Origin of the sequence: Streptomyces sp. NPDC046931 (genome assembly GCF_040644655.1) — a bacterium.
Lineage (GTDB): Bacteria > Actinomycetota > Actinomycetes > Streptomycetales > Streptomycetaceae > Streptomyces.
This window is the reverse complement of the sequence record NZ_JBEYWX010000009.1, coordinates 128,179-144,979: the sequence shown is the minus strand read 5'-3', so window position 1 is coordinate 144,979 and position 16,801 is coordinate 128,179. Positions and strand designations below refer to the sequence as shown.

At 70.7% G+C, this 16,801-nt stretch carries 17 protein-coding genes; 16 read left to right on the top strand and 1 reads right to left on the bottom strand.

Annotated features, from left to right (window positions below; genetic code table 11):
- The first annotated feature begins 282 nt into the window (after window positions 1–282).
- The 14 genes from rpsD to nusB all read left to right on the top strand — a co-directional run bounded on the left by rpsD (window position 283) and on the right by nusB (window position 14,163).
- Window positions 283–897, top strand: coding sequence for a 30S ribosomal protein S4 (rpsD, locus tag ABZ876_RS18410; RefSeq protein ID WP_361781698.1), 615 nt, complete (start codon window positions 283–285; stop codon window positions 895–897).
- A gap of 186 nt (window positions 898–1,083) precedes the next feature.
- Entirely contained in the window at window positions 1,084–1,551 is a 468-nt protein-coding gene (locus ABZ876_RS18405) for a DUF948 domain-containing protein (RefSeq protein ID WP_361781695.1), read from the top strand.
- Window positions 1,552–1,558: 7 nt separating this feature from the next.
- Window positions 1,559–1,906, top strand: a complete 348-nt coding sequence (locus tag ABZ876_RS18400; RefSeq protein WP_361781692.1) for a hypothetical protein — start codon at window positions 1,559–1,561, stop codon at window positions 1,904–1,906.
- Entirely contained in the window at window positions 1,906–4,578 is a 2,673-nt protein-coding gene (gene alaS / locus ABZ876_RS18395) for an alanine--tRNA ligase (protein ID WP_361781690.1), read from the top strand. The genes ABZ876_RS18400 and alaS overlap by 1 nt, the downstream gene beginning before the upstream one ends.
- 13 nt (window positions 4,579–4,591) lie before the next feature.
- The gene (gene ruvX, locus ABZ876_RS18390; protein WP_361781687.1) at window positions 4,592–5,056 is read left to right on the top strand and encodes a Holliday junction resolvase RuvX; all 465 of its coding nucleotides are present in this window, start codon (window positions 4,592–4,594) and stop codon (window positions 5,054–5,056) included.
- Window positions 5,057–5,179: 123 nt separating this feature from the next.
- Window positions 5,180–6,901 (top strand): endolytic transglycosylase MltG, encoded by a 1,722-nt coding sequence (gene mltG, locus ABZ876_RS18385; RefSeq protein ID WP_361781684.1) that lies wholly within the window; start codon window positions 5,180–5,182, stop codon window positions 6,899–6,901.
- Complete coding sequence (locus ABZ876_RS18380; protein WP_361781682.1) at window positions 6,898–7,734, top strand: shikimate dehydrogenase; 837 nt, start codon at window positions 6,898–6,900, stop codon at window positions 7,732–7,734. The genes mltG and ABZ876_RS18380 overlap by 4 nt, the downstream gene beginning before the upstream one ends.
- Window positions 7,735–7,943: 209 nt before the next feature.
- On the top strand, window positions 7,944–9,128 hold the full coding sequence (gene aroC, locus ABZ876_RS18375; protein ID WP_361781680.1) for a chorismate synthase: 1,185 nt from the start codon (window positions 7,944–7,946) through the stop codon (window positions 9,126–9,128).
- Between the two features lie 32 nt (window positions 9,129–9,160).
- Window positions 9,161–9,643, top strand: a complete 483-nt coding sequence (locus ABZ876_RS18370) for a shikimate kinase (RefSeq protein WP_361782072.1) — start codon at window positions 9,161–9,163, stop codon at window positions 9,641–9,643.
- Complete coding sequence (gene aroB, locus ABZ876_RS18365; RefSeq protein WP_361781677.1) at window positions 9,640–10,731, top strand: 3-dehydroquinate synthase; 1,092 nt, start codon at window positions 9,640–9,642, stop codon at window positions 10,729–10,731. The genes ABZ876_RS18370 and aroB overlap by 4 nt, the downstream gene beginning before the upstream one ends.
- 200 nt (window positions 10,732–10,931) lie before the next feature.
- Window positions 10,932–11,834, top strand: coding sequence for a Pro-rich N-terminal domain-containing protein (locus ABZ876_RS18360; protein ID WP_361781674.1), 903 nt, complete (start codon window positions 10,932–10,934; stop codon window positions 11,832–11,834).
- Window positions 11,835–12,011: 177 nt separating this feature from the next.
- Entirely contained in the window at window positions 12,012–13,118 is a 1,107-nt protein-coding gene (locus ABZ876_RS18355; protein ID WP_361781671.1) for an aminopeptidase P family protein, read from the top strand.
- 44 nt (window positions 13,119–13,162) lie between these two features.
- On the top strand, window positions 13,163–13,729 hold the full coding sequence (gene efp / locus ABZ876_RS18350) for an elongation factor P (protein WP_086728309.1): 567 nt from the start codon (window positions 13,163–13,165) through the stop codon (window positions 13,727–13,729).
- A 2-nt stretch (window positions 13,730–13,731) separates the two neighbouring features.
- Complete coding sequence (gene nusB / locus ABZ876_RS18345; protein WP_361781666.1) at window positions 13,732–14,163, top strand: transcription antitermination factor NusB; 432 nt, start codon at window positions 13,732–13,734, stop codon at window positions 14,161–14,163.
- A 195-nt stretch (window positions 14,164–14,358) separates the two neighbouring features.
- On the opposite strand, the gene bldD is transcribed toward nusB, so the two are convergent.
- Window positions 14,359–14,862: a transcriptional regulator BldD gene (bldD, locus tag ABZ876_RS18340; protein WP_234516861.1), complete on the bottom strand. Its 504-nt coding sequence runs from the start codon at window positions 14,860–14,862 to the stop codon at window positions 14,359–14,361.
- Window positions 14,863–15,128: 266 nt separating this feature from the next.
- On the opposite strand from bldD, the gene pyrR reads away from it, so the two are divergent.
- Together pyrR and ABZ876_RS18330 are read left to right on the top strand one after the other, a co-directional pair.
- Window positions 15,129–15,701, top strand: coding sequence for a bifunctional pyr operon transcriptional regulator/uracil phosphoribosyltransferase PyrR (gene pyrR / locus ABZ876_RS18335; RefSeq protein ID WP_361781662.1), 573 nt, complete (start codon window positions 15,129–15,131; stop codon window positions 15,699–15,701).
- A gap of 104 nt (window positions 15,702–15,805) precedes the next feature.
- Window positions 15,806–16,801, top strand: coding sequence for an aspartate carbamoyltransferase catalytic subunit (locus ABZ876_RS18330; protein WP_361781659.1), 996 nt, complete (start codon window positions 15,806–15,808; stop codon window positions 16,799–16,801).

The window sequence follows — 16,801 nt, the reverse complement described above, 5'->3', positions numbered from 1 at the left end:
CACCACCAGAGCGGGACACCCAGCCGGAACCCCGTCGCCTGACGGCACGGGGATCCAGGAGCGTCGCGCACCGTCGAACGGTGTCGCGGGCAGCCCACCACCTCCCGGTGCACCCGGTGACAGGTCGGTGGGCCACTCGCGTGCTGCACGTATGTGCCCAGACCAGGGGAGCGGCTGCCCCGCAGGTCCCATGTGGACCCGCAGGGTTTCCCCGGCTGCGGATGCGACCTCCCCTAACCCTGGTGAAGCCGATTCCATACAGAAACACGAGGTGTTTGGTTCATGGCGAACCAGTCCCGCCCCAAGGTCAAGAAGTCGCGTGCCCTCGGCATCGCGCTGACCCCGAAGGCCGTCAAGTACTTCGAGGCCCGCCCCTACCCGCCGGGCGAGCACGGCCGTGGCCGCAAGCAGAACTCGGACTACAAGGTCCGTCTGCTGGAGAAGCAGCGTCTTCGCGCGCAGTACGACGTGTCCGAGCGCCAGCTCGTCCGCGCCTACGAGCGTGCCTCCAAGGTCCAGGGCAAGACCGGTGAGGCCCTGATCATCGAGCTCGAGCGCCGTCTCGACGCGCTGGTCCTGCGTTCGGGCATCGCCCGCACGATCTACCAGGCCCGCCAGATGGTCGTCCACGGCCACATCGAGGTCAACGGCCAGAAGGTCGACAAGCCGTCGTTCCGCGTCCGTCCCGACGACGTCGTGATGGTCCGCGAGCGCAGCCGTGAGAAGTCGCTCTTCCAGATCGCCCGCGAGGGTGGCTTCGCCCCCGACGGCGAGACCCCGCGCTACCTCCAGGTGAACCTCAAGGCCCTGGCGTTCCGCCTGGACCGTGAGCCGAACCGCAAGGAGATCCCGGTGATCTGCGACGAGCAGCTCGTCGTCGAGTACTACGCCCGTTGATCCCTTTCCGGCGGACGTAGCACCCCAGCACATCGGCCCGCCGTCCCCCGCCCTTCCGGGCGGCCGGGACGGCGGGCCGACGCATGTCCCGGTGCGCTCGGCCCCTAATCGGGTACGGACCGACCGCCCCGGCGCGATAGGCTCGGGGGACGAGTTTTCGATGTTCAGGCACGTACCAGGGAGCGGGTGCACACGGTGTCCGGTGGAGAGGTGGCCGGGATCCTGGTGGCTGTCTTCTGGGCGATTCTGGTCTCCTTCCTCGCCGTCGCGCTGGCGAGGCTGGCCCAGACGCTCAAGGCGACCACCAAGCTGGTGGCGGACGTGACAGAGCAGGCCGTCCCGCTGCTGTCCGACGCCTCCGCGGCGGTGCGCTCCGCGCAGACCCAGATCGACCGGGTCGACGCGATCGCGTCGGACGTCCAGGAGGTCACGTCCAACGCCTCGGCGCTGTCGACGACCGTCGCCTCCACCTTCGGCGGCCCCCTGGTCAAGGTCGCGGCGTTCGGCTACGGCGTGCGCCGGGCGATCGCCGGCCGCCGTGAGAACGTGCCTGCCAAGGCGCCCCGGCGTACCGTGATCGTGGGCCGCACCGTCCCGTCTCAGCGACGGGGGAAGCGGAACAACCGGGGAAACAACCGGGAAGAGGGGCTCTGACCGAGCGATGTTTCGCCGTACGTTCTGGTTCACCACAGGTGTCGCCGCCGGTGTGTGGGCCACCACCAAGGTCAACCGCAAGCTGAGGCAGCTGACCCCCGAGAGCCTGGCCGCGCAGGCGGCGAACAAGGCGATCGACGCGGGCCACCGGCTCAAGGACCGTGCACGGGACTTCGCGCTCGACGTCCGCGCCGGCATGGCCCAGCGGGAGGCGGAACTCGACGACGCGCTCGGCCTGAACGCACCCGTCGACCAGCTCCCGGGGTCCCGGCGGTACGCCGCCATCGAGAACCGCAACAGCCCGAAGCACGTCGAGACCACGACGTACTCGTACAACCGGAATGAGGACCACTGATGGAGTCGGCTGAAATCCGCCGCCGCTGGTTGAGCTTCTTCGAGGAGCGCGGTCACACCGTCGTCCCTTCGGCGTCGCTCATCGCGGACGACCCGACTCTGCTCCTCGTCCCGGCCGGCATGGTGCCCTTCAAGCCCTACTTCCTGGGCGAGGTCAAGCCGCCCTTCCCGCGCGCCACCAGCGTGCAGAAGTGCGTGCGCACACCCGACATCGAAGAGGTCGGCAAGACCACGCGGCACGGCACGTTCTTCCAGATGTGCGGCAACTTCTCCTTCGGCGACTACTTCAAGGAAGGCGCCATCAAGCTCGCCTGGGAGCTGCTCACCACGCCCCAGGACAAGGGCGGTTACGGTCTCGACCCCGAGCGTCTGTGGATCACGGTCTACCAGGACGACGACGAGGCCGAGCAGATCTGGCGCGAGGTCATCGGTGTCCCCGCCGAGCGCATCCAGCGCCTGGGCATGAAGGACAACTTCTGGTCCATGGGCGTCCCCGGCCCCTGCGGCCCGTGTTCCGAGATCAACTACGACCGCGGTCCGGAGTTCGGCGTCGAGGGCGGCCCCGCCGTCAACGACGAGCGGTACGTGGAGATCTGGAACCTCGTCTTCATGCAGTACGAGCGGGGCGAGGGTACCGGCAAGGACAACTTCGAGATCCTCGGCGACCTGCCGAGCAAGAACATCGACACCGGCCTCGGTCTCGAGCGTCTCGCCATGATTCTGCAGGGCGTGCAGAACATGTACGAGATCGACACCTCCATGGCCGTGATCAAGAAGGCCACGGAGCTGACCGGTGTCGCCTACGGCGACGCCCACGCCTCGGACGTCTCCCTGCGCGTGGTCACCGACCACATGCGTACCGCCACGATGCTGATCGGCGACGGCGTCACCCCCGGCAACGAGGGCCGCGGTTACGTCCTGCGCCGCATCATGCGCCGCGCGATCCGCAACATGCGCCTGCTCGGCGCCACCGGTCCGGTCGTCAAGGACCTGATCGACGTCGTGATCGGCATGATGGGCATGCAGTACCCCGAGCTCGTCACCGACCGCGAGCGCATCGAGAAGGTCGCCCTCGCGGAGGAGGCCGCCTTCCTCAAGACGCTGAAGGCCGGCACCAACATCCTCGACACCGCCGTGACCGAGACCAAGGCCGCCGGCGGCACGATCCTCGCCGGCGACAAGGCGTTCCTGCTCCACGACACCTGGGGCTTCCCGATCGACCTCACCCTCGAGATGGCCGCCGAGCAGGGCCTGTCGGTGGACGAGGAGGGCTTCCGCCGCCTGATGAAGGAGCAGCGGGAGCGCGCCAAGGCCGACGCCCAGGCCAAGAAGACCGGCCACGCCGACATGGGCGCCTACCGCGAGATCGCCGACTCCGCCGGTGCCACCGACTTCATCGGCTACACCGACACCGAGGGCGAGACCACCATCGTCGGCATCCTCGTCGACGGCGTCTCCTCCCCGGCCGCCACCGAGGGCGACGAGGTCGAGGTCGTCCTCGACCGCACCCCGTTCTATGCCGAGGGCGGCGGACAGATCGGCGACACCGGCCGCATCAAGGTCGACACGGGTGCCGTCATCGAGGTCCGCGACACCCAGAAGCCGGTTCCGGGCGTCTACGTGCACAAGGGCGTCGTCCAGGTCGGCGAGGTCACCGTCGGTGCCAAGGCCCACGCCTCGATCGACGACCGCCGCCGCAAGGCCATCGCCCGTGCCCACTCGGCCACGCACCTCACCCATCAGGCCCTGCGCGACGCCCTCGGCCCGACGGCCGCCCAGGCCGGCTCCGAGAACCAGCCCGGCCGCTTCCGCTTCGACTTCGGCTCCCCGTCGGCCGTCCCGACGGCCGTGATGACCGACGTCGAGCAGAAGATCAACGAGGTGCTCGCCCGCGATCTCGACGTGCATGCGGAGATCATGGGCATCGCCGAGGCCAAGAAGCAGGGCGCCATCGCCGAGTTCGGCGAGAAGTACGGCGACCGGGTCCGCGTCGTCACCATCGGCGACTTCTCCAAGGAGCTGTGCGGCGGCACGCACGTGCACAACACCGCCCAGCTGGGTCTGGTGAAGCTGCTCGGCGAGTCCTCGATCGGCTCCGGTGTCCGGCGTATCGAGGCCCTCGTCGGCGTCGACGCCTACACCTTCCTGGCCCGGGAGCACACGGTCGTCAACCAGCTCACCGAGCTGCTCAAGGGCCGTCCGGAGGAACTGCCGGAGAAGGTCGCCGGCATGCTCGGCAAGCTGAAGGACGCCGAGAAGGAGATCGAGAAGTTCCGCGCCGAGAAGGTGCTCCAGGCCGCCGCCGGGCTCGCCGAGTCCGCCAAGGACATCCACGGGATCGGCGTGGTCACCGGGCAGGTCCCGGACGGCACCGCCCCGGACGACCTGCGCAAGCTGGTCCTCGACGTGCGCGGCCGCATCCGGGGCGGACGGGCCGCGGTGGTCGCCCTGTTCACCGTGAACAACGGCAAGCCGCTCACGGTCATCGCCACCAACGAGGCCGCCCGTGAGCGCGGCCTGAAGGCCGGCGATCTGGTCCGCACGGCCGCCAAGACCCTCGGTGGCGGCGGTGGCGGCAAGCCGGACGTCGCCCAGGGCGGCGGCCAGAACCCGGCCGCCGTCGGCGAGGCGGCCCTGGCCGTCGAGCGCCTGGTCGCCGAGACCGCCAAGTAGGGCGGCCGCGGGCATGAGAAGAGGACGCCGACTCGCGATCGACGTCGGTGACGCCCGTATCGGGGTCGCGTCGTGCGACCCCGACGGGATCCTCGCCACTCCGGTGGAGACGGTCCCGGGACGGGACGTTCCGGCGGCCCAGCGCCGGCTGAAGCAACTCGTCGAGGAGTACGAGCCGATCGAGGTCGTCGTCGGCCTCCCTCGCTCCCTCAAGGGGAGCGAGGGCCCGGCCGCCGTCAAGGTCCGGGGCTTCGCCCAGGACCTGGCCCGTGCGATCGCGCCCGTGCCGGTGAGGCTCGTGGACGAGCGGATGACGACGGTGACGGCAGGTCAGGGACTGCGTGCCTCCGGTGTGAAGTCCAGGAAGGGCCGGGCCGTCATCGACCAGGCCGCGGCCGTCATCATCCTCCAGCAGGCCCTGGAATCCGAACGGGTGTCAGGTAAAGCACCCGGCGAGGGCGTCGAAGTGGTCATCTGATCGCGATACGGTAACGTTCCGCGCGATGCGTTGGTGTTCGAACAGCCATCGCACAGCAAAGAGGCGGAATGGAAGCCGAGCCACCAAAGCCCGCGACCGCCGCCTCGCGGCTCTAGGGGATCGATGACTGAGTATGGCCGGGGCCAGGGCTCCGAACCGTGGCATCCGGAGGACCCGTTGTACGGGGACGGCGGATGGGGAGGACAGCAGGCCCAGGCGGGCCAGGTCCCCTACGGCGGCCGGCCGCAGCAGCACCCGGAGCAGACGCAGCAGCACTACGGCGACTGGGAGGCCGGCCGGCAGGCCGCCACGTACGGTCAGGGGCAGCAGGGGTACCAGCAGTACCCCGGCCACGGCGGGCAGCAGTACCCGCAGCAGGGCGGGCAGCAGTACCCGCAGCAGGGCGAGCACCAGTACCCGCAGCAGGGCGGGCAGCAGTACCCGCAGCAGGGCTACGGCGACGACGGCTGGGGCGGCGGCACGCAGGCCCACCCGCCCTATGCCGGCGACCCCGGGGACCCGTACGCCCAGGCCGGGGCGTACGGCGGAGAGCGGCCCGACTTCTACCAGACGCCGGACGCCTATCCGCCGCCCGAGCCGCCGCACCGCAGGCAGGCCGAACCGGAGCCGAAGACCGACTGGGACCCGGGCCCCGACCAGGGCGAACATGCCTTCTTCGCGGGCGGCGGTGAGGACGACGACGAGACCGACGACCGCCCGGGCCGCGGCGATCGGCGGGGGCGCGGCGGCAAGGGCAAGAAGCGCCGCAACGGATGCGCTTGCCTGGTCGTCGTACTGGTCCTCGGCGGAGGTATCGGCGGAGTCGGCTACTTCGGGTACCAGTTCTACCAAAATCGTTTCGGCCCGGCGCCCGACTACGTGGGCGAGGGCAACGGCGAACAGGTCACGGTCACCATCCCCAAGGGGTCCGGCGGTTACGCCATCGGACAGGTCCTCAAGGAGGCCGGTGTCGTCAAGAGCGTCGACGCGTTCGTCGCGGCGCAGGGGCAGAACCCCGACGGCAAGAGCATCCAGGCGGGCACGTACACGCTGAAGAAGCACATGTCCGCGGCGGCGGCCGTGCAGCTGATGCTCAGCCCGGAGAGCAAGAACAACCTGATCATCGCCGAGGGCTGGCGCAACGCGAAGGTCTACGCGGCGATCGACGGCCGGCTGCAGCTCAAGACCGGCACCACCGAGAGCATCGCCGCGAAGAAGTGGAAGACCTTCGGTCTGCCCGACTGGGCCAAGGACGGCAAGGCCGTCAAGGACCCGCTGGAAGGGTTCCTCTACCCGTCCAGCTATCCGGTCGCCAAGGGCATGAAGCCGGAGGACGTCCTGAAGCAGATGGTCGACACGGCCAAGGAGAAGTACGCCGAGTTCGGCATCCAGGCCAAGGCGAAGAGCCTCAACCTGGACAACCCCTTGCAGGTCCTCACGGTTGCGAGCCTCGTCCAGGCCGAGGGCAAGTACAAGCGCGACTTCGAGAAGGTCTCCACGGTCGTCTACAACCGGCTCAAGCCGAACAACACCGAGACCAACGGCCTGCTGGACTTCGACTCGACGGTCAACTACCTGCGCGGCCAGTCCAAGCTCGCCACCGGTTCCGTCGACGACCTGCGGAAGATCGACAACCCGTACAACACCTACCGGTACAAGGGCCTGCCCCCCGGCCCGATCGACAACCCCGGCGAGGTGGCCATCAAGGCCGCGCTCAAGCCGGCCAAGGGAAACTGGTACTACTTCGTCTCGATCAACGACAACGAGACACTGTTCGCCGAGACCAACGCAGAGCAGAACCGCAACCGCGAGAAGTACCTGGAAGAGCAGAAGAAGGGACAATGACGGGCACCACCAGCAAGCGCCGGGCCGCCGTCCTCGGCTCCCCGATCGCCCACTCCCTGTCCCCGGTGCTGCACCGCGCCGCATACGACGAGCTGGGGCTGAAGAACTGGTCGTACGACCGGTTCGAGATCGACGAGGAGGCACTGCCGGGGTTCTTCGCGGACCTCGGGCCCGAATGGGCCGGGCTCTCGCTGACCATGCCGCTCAAGCGGGCCGTCATCCCCCTGCTCGACTCGGTCAGCGACACCGCGGCCTGCGTCGAGGCGGTGAACACGGTCGTGTTCACCGAGGACGGGCGGCGCGTCGGCGACAACACGGACATCCCCGGAATGGTCGCCGCGCTGCGTGAGCGGGGCGTCGAGCAGGTCGACTCGGCCGCGATCCTCGGCGCCGGCGCGACCGCGTCCTCCGCGCTGGCCGCCCTGGCCCGCATCTGCACCGGCGAGGTCGTCGCCTACGTCCGCAGCGAGGCACGGGCCGCCGAGATGCGGCGGTGGGCCGAGCGGATCGGCGTGGAGGTCCGTACGGCCGACTGGTCCGACGCCGACCGTGCGCTGCGCGCGCCGCTGGTCGTCGCCACCACCCCGGCAGGGACGACGGATGCGCTCGCCGCCGCCGTTCCGGAGCGTCCCGCTGCCCTCTTCGACGTGCTGTACGACCCCTGGCCCACCACCCTCGCGGCGCGCTGGTCCGGGTACGGCGGTGCCGTCGTCAGTGGCCTCGACCTGCTGGTGCACCAGGCGGTGCTCCAGGTGGAGCAGATGACGGGCCGCTCCCCGGCCCCCCTGGACGCCATGCGCAAGGCCGGGGAGCATGCCCTGGCGGCCCGGTAGCGGACGCCCGTTCTCCCCCGCTCACGCCTGCCCCCGAGCCGGACGGCCGACTGCGCCGACGTCCGACTGATGGACCTGGGACCGGTTCCCGCCGCCGGACGTGGGAGGATCGGTGGTGGCGGGCCGGGGCCGCGCACCCGGTCGCGCTGTCGCTGTGCGCGAGGACGCGCGTACGCAGCAGTACCAGGCGCGAGCACTGAGGAGCACCGTTGAGCAGGTTGCGCTGGCTGACCGCGGGGGAGTCCCATGGTCCCGCACTTGTCGCGACGTTGGAGGGCCTTCCCGCCGGCGTGCCGATCACCACGGAGATGGTGGCGGACCACCTCGCGCGGCGGCGGCTGGGCTATGGGCGCGGTGCGCGGATGAAGTTCGAGCGGGACGAGGTCACCTTCCTGGGTGGTGTCCGGCACGGCCTCACCCTGGGCTCCCCGGTTGCGGTCATGGTCGGGAACACCGAGTGGCCCAAGTGGGAACAGGTGATGGCGGCCGATCCGGTGGACCCGGAGGTGCTGGCGGGACTGGCCCGCAACGCGCCGCTGACCCGGCCGCGGCCCGGCCACGCCGACCTCGCCGGCATGCAGAAGTACGGGTTCGACGAGGCGCGGCCGATCCTGGAGCGCGCGTCGGCCCGTGAGACCGCGGCCCGGGTCGCGCTCGGCGCGGTGGCCCGGTCGTACCTGAAGGAGACGGCGGGCATCGAGATCGTCTCGCACGTCGTCGAACTGGCGTCGGCGAAGGCGCCGTACGGCGTGTACCCGACCCCGGCCGACGTGGAGAAGCTGGACGCCGACCCCGTGCGCTGCCTGGACTCGGACGCGTCCAAGGCGATGGTCGCGGAGATCGACCAGGCGCACAAGGACGGCGACACCCTCGGTGGCGTGGTCGAGGTCCTCGCCTACGGGGTCCCTGTCGGCCTCGGCTCGCATGTCCACTGGGACCGCCGGCTCGACGCTCGACTCGCGGCGGCCCTGATGGGCATCCAGGCGATCAAGGGCGTCGAGGTCGGCGACGGTTTCGAGCTGGCGCGGGTGCCGGGCTCGAAGGCGCACGACGAGATCCTCACGACCCCCGAGGGCATCAAGCGGGCCACGGGCCGCTCCGGCGGCACCGAGGGCGGTCTGTCCACCGGTGAGCTGCTGCGCGTGCGCGCCGCGATGAAGCCCATCGCGACCGTGCCCCGCGCGCTGCGGACCTTCGACGTGTCCACGGGCGAGCCGGCGCAGGCGCACCACCAGCGCTCCGACGTCTGCGCGGTCCCGGCCGCCGGCATCGTCGCCGAGGCGATGGTCGCGCTGGTCCTCGCGGACGCGGTGGCGGAGAAGTTCGGCGGCGACAGCGTGGCCGAGACCCGCCGCAATGTGCGGTCGTACCTCGACAGCCTGGAGATCCGGTGAGCGCGGTGCCCGCGGTCGTCCTCGTCGGTCCGATGGGGGTGGGCAAGTCCAGCGTCGGGCGGTTGCTGGCCGAGCGGCTGGGGGTCGGCTACCGCGACACGGACGACGACATCGTGGCCGAGCAGAGCCGGAGCATCGCGGACATCTTCGTGGAGGAGGGCGAGTCCGCCTTCCGCGAGATCGAGAAGCGGGCCGTGCGCCGGGCGGTCGCCGAGCACGACGGTGTGCTGGCCCTGGGCGGCGGCGCGATCCTCGACGAGGACACCCGTGCGCTGCTCGCCGGGCAGCGCGTGGTCTACCTCTCCATGGATGTCGAGGAGGCGGTCAGGCGCACCGGGCTCAACGTGGCCCGCCCGCTGCTCGCGATCAACCCGCGCCGCCAGTGGCGTGAGCTGATGGAGGCGCGCCGCCATCTGTACGAAGAGGTCGCCACGGCTGTCGTGCCCACCGACGCGCGCAGCCCCGAAGAGGTGACCCAAGCCGTCATGGACGCAGTGGAGTTGAAGGAAGCATGAGCGAGGCAGTGACGCGGATCCAGGTCGGCGGCACCGCCGGAACCGACCCCTACGAGGTTCTGGTCGGCCGTCAGCTCCTCGGCGAACTGGCCGGTTTGATCGGTGACCGGGCCAAGCGGGTCGCCGTGATCCACCCGGAGGCGCTGGCCGAGACGGGTGAGGCGCTGCGCGCCGATCTCGCCGGACAGGGTTTCGAGGCGATCGCCATCCAGGTCCCGAACGCCGAGGAGGCCAAGACCGCCGAGGTCGCCGCCTACTGCTGGAAGGCGCTCGGCCAGTCCGGCTTCACCCGCACCGACGTCATCGTCGGCGTGGGCGGCGGCGCGACCACCGACCTGGCCGGGTTCGTGGCCGCCACCTGGCTGCGCGGAGTGCGCTGGATCGCCATCCCGACCACCGTGCTGGCCATGGTGGACGCGGCGGTCGGCGGCAAGACCGGGATCAACACCGCCGAGGGCAAGAACCTGGTCGGCGCCTTCCATCCGCCCGCGGGCGTGCTCTGCGACCTCGCCGCGCTGGACTCCCTCCCGGTCAACGACTACGTCTCCGGGCTCGCCGAGGTCATCAAGGCCGGCTTCATCGCCGACCCGGTGATCCTGCAGCTGATCGAGGAGGACCCGCAGGCCGCCCGGACCCCGGCCGGTCCGCACACCGCCGAGCTGATCGAGCGCTCCATCGGGGTCAAGGCCGAGGTGGTCTCCTCCGATCTGAAGGAGTCCGGCCTGCGCGAGATCCTCAACTACGGGCACACGCTCGCCCACGCGATCGAGAAGAACGAGCGCTACCAGTGGCGCCATGGCGCCGCCGTCGCCGTCGGTATGCACTTCGCCGCCGAACTCGGGCGTCTGGCGGGCCGCTTGGACGACGCCACGGCCGATCGCCACCGGACCGTCCTCGAGGCGGTCGGGCTGCCACTGCACTACCGCTACGACCAGTGGCCCAGGCTGCTCGAGACCATGAAGGTCGACAAGAAGTCCCGCGGCGACCTGCTCCGCTTCATCGTCCTGGACGGCCTGGCCAAGCCGACCGTGCTGGAGGGCCCGGATCCGGCGGTGCTGCTCGCCGCGTACGGCGAAGTGGGCCAGTAGCCTTCGCCGCCGGGGCCCGAGCGGAGGGCGACTCGTTCCGCCGGGTGCCGGTTGCCCCGATTCGCCTGCGACGACGGGCACTTCGGGCCGTCCCCGGCCGTTCACACAGCGACGGCCGGGGAGGGTACCGTTCGGTGGGGAGCGGGGTGCCGCCCCCCGGAGCCGAACGAGCCCGAGACAACGAGACGGAGTGGCACCGGATGCAGCACGCAGTGGGAGATCCGCTGCCGCCGCCCCACCAGCCGGGGCATGGACCGGCGACCCCCTGGTCATCGGCCGCACACCAGCCGGGACAGCCGGGCGCCCACCCGGGCCCCGCACCGCACGCCCCGCCCGCGCCGGGATTCGCGGGCCCGCCGATGCCTGCCGGGCCCCCGCACACCCCGGCCCCTCCCCACACCCCGGCCCCTCCGCACACCCCCGCCCCTTCGCACCATGCGCCCGCACCGCCCGCGCCGGACCCCGGGGGCCATGTCCGGCTGCCGTCGGGCGTCCCGGACGGCATGCCGGGCATGCCCCCGGACGCGAGCGCGCCGGACCCCGCGTCCACCACGCTCGCCGTGCTGCTCATCGGCCCGGCGGGCGCGGGCAAGACGAGCGTCGCGAAGTTCTGGGCCGACCACCGGCGCGTCCCCACGGCCCACGTCAGCCTCGACGACGTACGCGAATGGGTGCGGTCCGGCTTCGCCGACCCCCAGTCGGGCTGGAACGACAACTCGGAGGCGCAGTATCGTCTCGCCCGCCGCACCTGCGGCTTCGCGGCCCGTAACTTCCTGGCCAACGGCATTTCGTGCATCCTCGACGACGCCGTCTTCCCGGACCGCCCGGTCGTCGGCCTCGGTGGCTGGAAACGGCATGTGGGCCCCGGTCTGCTGCCGGTCGTCCTGCTGCCCGGTCTGGAGATAGTCCTGGAGCGCAACGCGGAGCGCTCCGGCAATCGCCGTCTCACCGACGAGGAGGTCGCCCGTATCCACGGCCGTATGGCCGGCTGGTACGGCTCCGGGCTGCCGATCATCGACAACTCCCAGCTCGACGTGGCGGGTACGGCCCGGGCACTGGACGAGGTCCTGGCCCGCTCGATCGCGAGCCCGCCGCAGTGGTGAGGCGCTCCGGCGCGGCGGTGGCGAGCCGGCAGGGGCGCTCAGGGGCCTGATCGGCCCCGCGCCGAGGCCCCTGCCCGGGCCTCCCTGGGGATCCCGGAGCCGCCTGCGGAGGGCCCCAGCCGCCCGTCCGGACCCGCTGGACCGGCGGTATCCGGCCACCGCTCGTAGGCTCGGGTCATGCCAGAGGTGTACGCGGCCCGCCGGGAGCGGCTGAGGGACCGCTTCAGCGTGGGTGGCGGTGCGACGGCGCTGGTCTCCCGCCCCGCCAATGTCCGCTATCTCGCGGGCGCCGCGCCCCAGGGCGCCGTCCTGCTGGTCGGCGCGGACGAGGACGTACTGCTGTGCGCGGGAGCGCCGGACGACGAGCTGATCGACGGGCGGCCGGACGAGGCGGTACGGGTGCAGGTGCTGCCGGTGTCCGCCGGCGACCCCGCCCTCGCCGCGGCCGACCTGGCCGCCGCGCAGGGCGCCGACTTCCTGGCGGTCGAGGAGCACCACCTCACGGTGGCCCGGCACCGCGCCCTGACGCAGGTCGCCCCCCGGCTGCGGCTCACCGACCTCGGCGGGGCGGTGGAGCAGCTGCGTCTGGTGAAGGACGAGGACGAGATCGCCCTGCTGCGCATCGGGGCGGAGATCGTCGACCAGGCGCTGAGCGAGCTGCTGGAGTCGATCCTCGTCGGCCGTACCGAGCGTCATCTCGCCCTCGAACTGGAGCGCCGCCTGATCGACCACGGCGCCGACGGGCCCGCGTTCGACACCTCCGTCGGTACCGGCCCGAACTCCGGCCGCCCAGGCCACCGCCCCACCGACCGGCGGGTGGAGGAGGGCGACTTCCTCTCCGTCTGTCTCGGGGCCACCTACCGCGGATACCGCTGCGAGATCGGCCGTACCTTTGTGATCGGCACCTCGCCCGCCGACTGGCAGATCGAGTTGTACGATCTTGTCTTCGCCGCTCAGCGCGCCGGACGCCAGGCCCTGGCACCCGGTGCAGCGTGCCGGGACGTGGACCGCGCGGCACGTCAGGTGCTGGACTCCGCGGGGTACGGCGGGGGCCTCGCGTCGATCATCGGACACGGTGTGGGACTCGAAATCGACGAGGACCCGCAGTTGGCTCCGACAGCCATGGGTAAACTGGACGCTTGCGTGCCGGTCACTGTCGAACCCGGGGTTCACCTTCCGGGCCGGGGCGGTGTCCGGATCGATGACACGCTCGTCGTACGCCCCGAGGCGGACGGCGGACCCGAGCTACTCACCATCACGACCAAGGAGCTTCTCGCGCTGTAGCGCGTGCCCCGGGGTCGTACGTCAGTCCAGGAGATTCCGCAACCGTGGCTTCCACGAACGACCTCAAGAACGGCATGGTGCTCAAGCTCGAAGGCGGCCAGCTGTGGTCCGTCGTCGAGTTCCAGCACGTCAAGCCCGGCAAGGGCCCGGCCTTCGTGCGCACCAAGCTCAAGAACGTGCTCTCCGGCAAGGTCGTCGACAAGACCTTCAACGCCGGTGTCAAGGTCGAGACGGCCACCGTCGACAAGCGCGACATGCAGTTCTCGTACAAGGACGGCGAGTACTTCGTCTTCATGGACATGGAGACGTACGACCAGCTGCACATCGACCCGAAGGCCGTCGGCGACGCCGCGAACTTCCTCATCGAGGGCTTCACGGCCGTCGTCGCGCAGCATGAGGGCGAGGTGCTCTTCGTCGAGCTGCCCGCCGCCGTCGAGCTGACCATCGCCGAGACCGAGCCGGGCGTCCAGGGTGACCGCTCCACCGGCGGCACCAAGCCCGCCACGCTGGAGACCGGCCACCAGATCCAGGTCCCGCTCTTCATCACCACCGGTGAGAAGATCAAGGTCGACACCCGTACGAGCGACTACCTCGGCCGGGTGAACAGCTAACCGTGGCTGCCCGTAACACGGCCCGTAAGCGCGCCTTCCAGATCCTCTTCGAGGGCGACCAGCGCGGGGCCGACGTCGTCACGGTCCTCGCGGACTGGATCCGGCACTCGCGGACCGACACTCGGCAGCCGCCGGTGAGCGAGTACACGATGCAGCTGGTCGAGGGCTACGCGGAGCACGCGAAGCGCATCGACGAGCTGATCGCGCAGTACGCGGTCGGCTGGACGCTCGACCGGATGCCGGTCGTCGACCGGAACCTGCTGCGCCTCGGCGCCTACGAACTGATCTGGGTGGACGAGACGCCGGACGCCGTGGTGCTCGACGAGATGGTGCAGCTCGCCAAGGAGTTCTCCACGGACGAGTCACCCGCCTTCGTCAACGGTCTGCTCGGCCGGCTCAAGGACCTGAAGCCGTCGCTGCGCCGAGAGCAGTAGCCGGACGACCACCGAAAGGGCCCGCAGCACCGCCGCGGGCCCTTTGGCGTATGCGCCCCCCGGGGGGCCGCAGCCGCACACGAGAGGCGTGTGCGCCCCCTGGCCGACGCAGCGGCACATGAGAACGCCGCCGGGGTGGCCCGACCGCAATGGTCCGGCCACCCCGGCGGCACGTTTCTGCTGGAGCTGATGAGGTCAGCTCTCCTCGTGGGACGCCACCGCACGGCGCGCGTCCGCGTCCAGCACACCCCAGCTGATCAGCTGCTCGGTCAGCACCGAGGGCGACTGGTCGTAGATCACCGCGAGGGTGCGCAGGTCGTCCTGGCGGATCGACAGCACCTTGCCGTTGTAGTCACCGCGCTGCGACTGGATCGTGGCCGCATACCGCTGGAGCGGGCCCGCCTTCTCGGCCGGCACGCTCGCCAGGCGCTCCAGGTCCAGAACGAGCTTCGGCGGCGGCTCGGCGGCACCGCCGGGAGTGGTGCCCGGCAGCAGCTCCTGCACCGGGACCCCATAGAAATCGGCCAGCTCGGCAAGGCGCTGCACGGTGACGGCGCGGTCGCCGCGCTCGTACGACCCGACCACGACCGCCTTCCAGCGTCCCTGGGACTTCTCTTCCACACCGTGGAGGGAAAGGCCCTGCTGGGTGCGGATGGCCCGGAGCTTGGCCCCGAGCTGTTTGGCGTATTCGCTGGACATATAGCTCCCCGGACACGGTGTCGACATGCGGCTCCGCCGCGCGGCTGGTGACTCACTGTGAGGTTACGCAGCGTGACTCTGCCCCGTCAAGCCGAATGGTCCGGACCGACCCCTCCGTGGAGGACGACATGCCGTGACGCCGGACGGGTGACCGGGGACCGTCAGGGGGGTGACAAGCCGGCGTCGGCGGGCTGGTAGGCTGATTGGCGCAATTCCGACGTCCTTTAAGGTCCGTCCCGTGAGGCGGAGAAGGAGGTCCGTCTCGTATGGACACGCAGCATTCCGATGCTCGGCCCGTTCTCGAAGGCCCTGACATCGCGCGGGTGCTCACCCGCATCGCCCACGAGATCGTCGAGCGCGCCAAGGGCGCGGACGACGTGGTGCTCCTCGGCATCCCGACCCGGGGCGTCTTCCTCGCCCGTCGGCTCGCCCTCAAGCTCGAGCAGATCACCGGCCGCACGATCCCGGTCGGCTCCCTCGACATCACGATGTACCGCGACGACCTGCGCCTGGGGCCCCCGCGTGCGCTGGCCCGGACGGAGATCCCCGGCGACGGGCTCGACGGCCGTCTCGTCGTGCTCGTCGACGACGTGCTCTTCTCCGGCCGCACCATCCGTGCCGCCCTGGACGCCCTGAACGACATCGGGCGTCCGCGCGCGGTCCAGCTCGCGGTCCTCGTCGACCGCGGCCACCGCGAACTTCCGATCCGCGCCGACTACGTCGGCAAGAACCTCCCCACGTCGCTGCGGGAGACGGTCAAGGTCCAGCTCACCGAGGAGGACGGTCGCGACACCGTGCTGCTCGGTGTGAAGCAGACCGTGGCGGGCGCACAGCAGTAGCACTCCGGCGTACACCCCTGCCGTACGCCCCGCGAGCACGCTTCCGCACACCCGTGCCTGCCCGAATCCTCCCGAATGATGAACTTCCTTACGGAGCCTGACAGATGCAGCGCCATCTCATCTCGGCCGCCGACCTCACCCGCGACGACGCCGTCCGGATCCTCGACACAGCCGAGGAGATGGCCCGGGCCGCGGACCGGCCGATCAAGAAGCTGCCGACCCTGCGCGGCCGCACCGTCGTCAACCTCTTCTTCGAGGACTCCACCCGCACCCGGATCTCCTTCGAGGCCGCCGAGAAGCGGCTGTCCGCGGACGTGATCAACTTCACCGCCAAGGGATCCAGCGTGTCCAAGGGGGAGTCCCTCAAGGACACCGCCCAGACCCTGGAGGCCATGGGCGTCGACGCCGTCGTCATCCGTCACGGCGCCTCCGGAGCCCCCTACCGCCTGGCCAACTCCGGCTGGATCGACGCGGCCGTGATCAACGCCGGCGACGGCACCCACCAGCACCCCACCCAGGCCCTGCTCGACGCCTTCACCATGCGCCGCCGCCTGGTGGGCCGGGACGCCGGGCTGGGCCACGACCTGGCCGGAAAGCGCATCACGATCGTCGGCGACGTGCTGCACAGCCGGGTCGCCCGCTCCAACGTCGACCTGCTGCACACCCTCGGCGCAGACGTCACCCTCGTCGCCCCGCCCACCCTGCTGCCGGTCGGCGTGGGCTCCTGGCCCTGCGAGACCTCCTACGACCTCGACAGCGCGCTGCCCAAGTCGGACGCGGTGATGATGCTGCGCGTCCAGCGCGAGCGCATGAACGCCGCCTTCTTCCCGACCGAGCGCGAGTACTCGCGGCGCTACGGCCTGGACGCCGACCGGATGGCGAGGATGCCGGAACACGCCATCGTCATGCACCCCGGTCCGATGGTCCGCGGCATGGAGATCACCGCCGAGGTCGCCGATTCCGGGCGCTGCACCGCCATCGAGCAGGTGGCGAACGGTGTCTCGATCCGGATGGCGGTCCTGTACCTGCTGCTCGGCGGGGCTGTATTCGATACCCGGAACGCGCCCGCCCACCCCCAGACCCGTACCGAGGAGAAGTAA

What these genes read in the sequence shown, in the direction of transcription:
- ABZ876_RS18380 (WP_361781682.1), top strand. Translation starts at nt 6,898, where the DNA reads ATGACGGGCACCACCAGCAAGCGCCGGGCCGCCGTCCTCGGCTCCCCG.
- ABZ876_RS18370 (WP_361782072.1), top strand. Translation starts at nt 9,161, where the DNA reads ATGGGGGTGGGCAAGTCCAGCGTCGGGCGGTTGCTGGCCGAGCGGCTG.
- bldD (WP_234516861.1), bottom strand. Translation starts at nt 14,862, where the DNA reads ATGTCCAGCGAATACGCCAAACAGCTCGGGGCCAAGCTCCGGGCCATC.
- ABZ876_RS18330 (WP_361781659.1), top strand. Translation starts at nt 15,806, where the DNA reads ATGCAGCGCCATCTCATCTCGGCCGCCGACCTCACCCGCGACGACGCC.
- ABZ876_RS18360 (WP_361781674.1), top strand. Translation starts at nt 10,932, where the DNA reads ATGCAGCACGCAGTGGGAGATCCGCTGCCGCCGCCCCACCAGCCGGGG.
- alaS (WP_361781690.1), top strand. Translation starts at nt 1,906, where the DNA reads ATGGAGTCGGCTGAAATCCGCCGCCGCTGGTTGAGCTTCTTCGAGGAG.
- aroB (WP_361781677.1), top strand. Translation starts at nt 9,640, where the DNA reads ATGAGCGAGGCAGTGACGCGGATCCAGGTCGGCGGCACCGCCGGAACC.
- ruvX (WP_361781687.1), top strand. Translation starts at nt 4,592, where the DNA reads ATGAGAAGAGGACGCCGACTCGCGATCGACGTCGGTGACGCCCGTATC.
- pyrR (WP_361781662.1), top strand. Translation starts at nt 15,129, where the DNA reads ATGGACACGCAGCATTCCGATGCTCGGCCCGTTCTCGAAGGCCCTGAC.
- ABZ876_RS18400 (WP_361781692.1), top strand. Translation starts at nt 1,559, where the DNA reads ATGTTTCGCCGTACGTTCTGGTTCACCACAGGTGTCGCCGCCGGTGTG.
- mltG (WP_361781684.1), top strand. Translation starts at nt 5,180, where the DNA reads ATGACTGAGTATGGCCGGGGCCAGGGCTCCGAACCGTGGCATCCGGAG.
- rpsD (WP_361781698.1), top strand. Translation starts at nt 283, where the DNA reads ATGGCGAACCAGTCCCGCCCCAAGGTCAAGAAGTCGCGTGCCCTCGGC.
- ABZ876_RS18355 (WP_361781671.1), top strand. Translation starts at nt 12,012, where the DNA reads ATGCCAGAGGTGTACGCGGCCCGCCGGGAGCGGCTGAGGGACCGCTTC.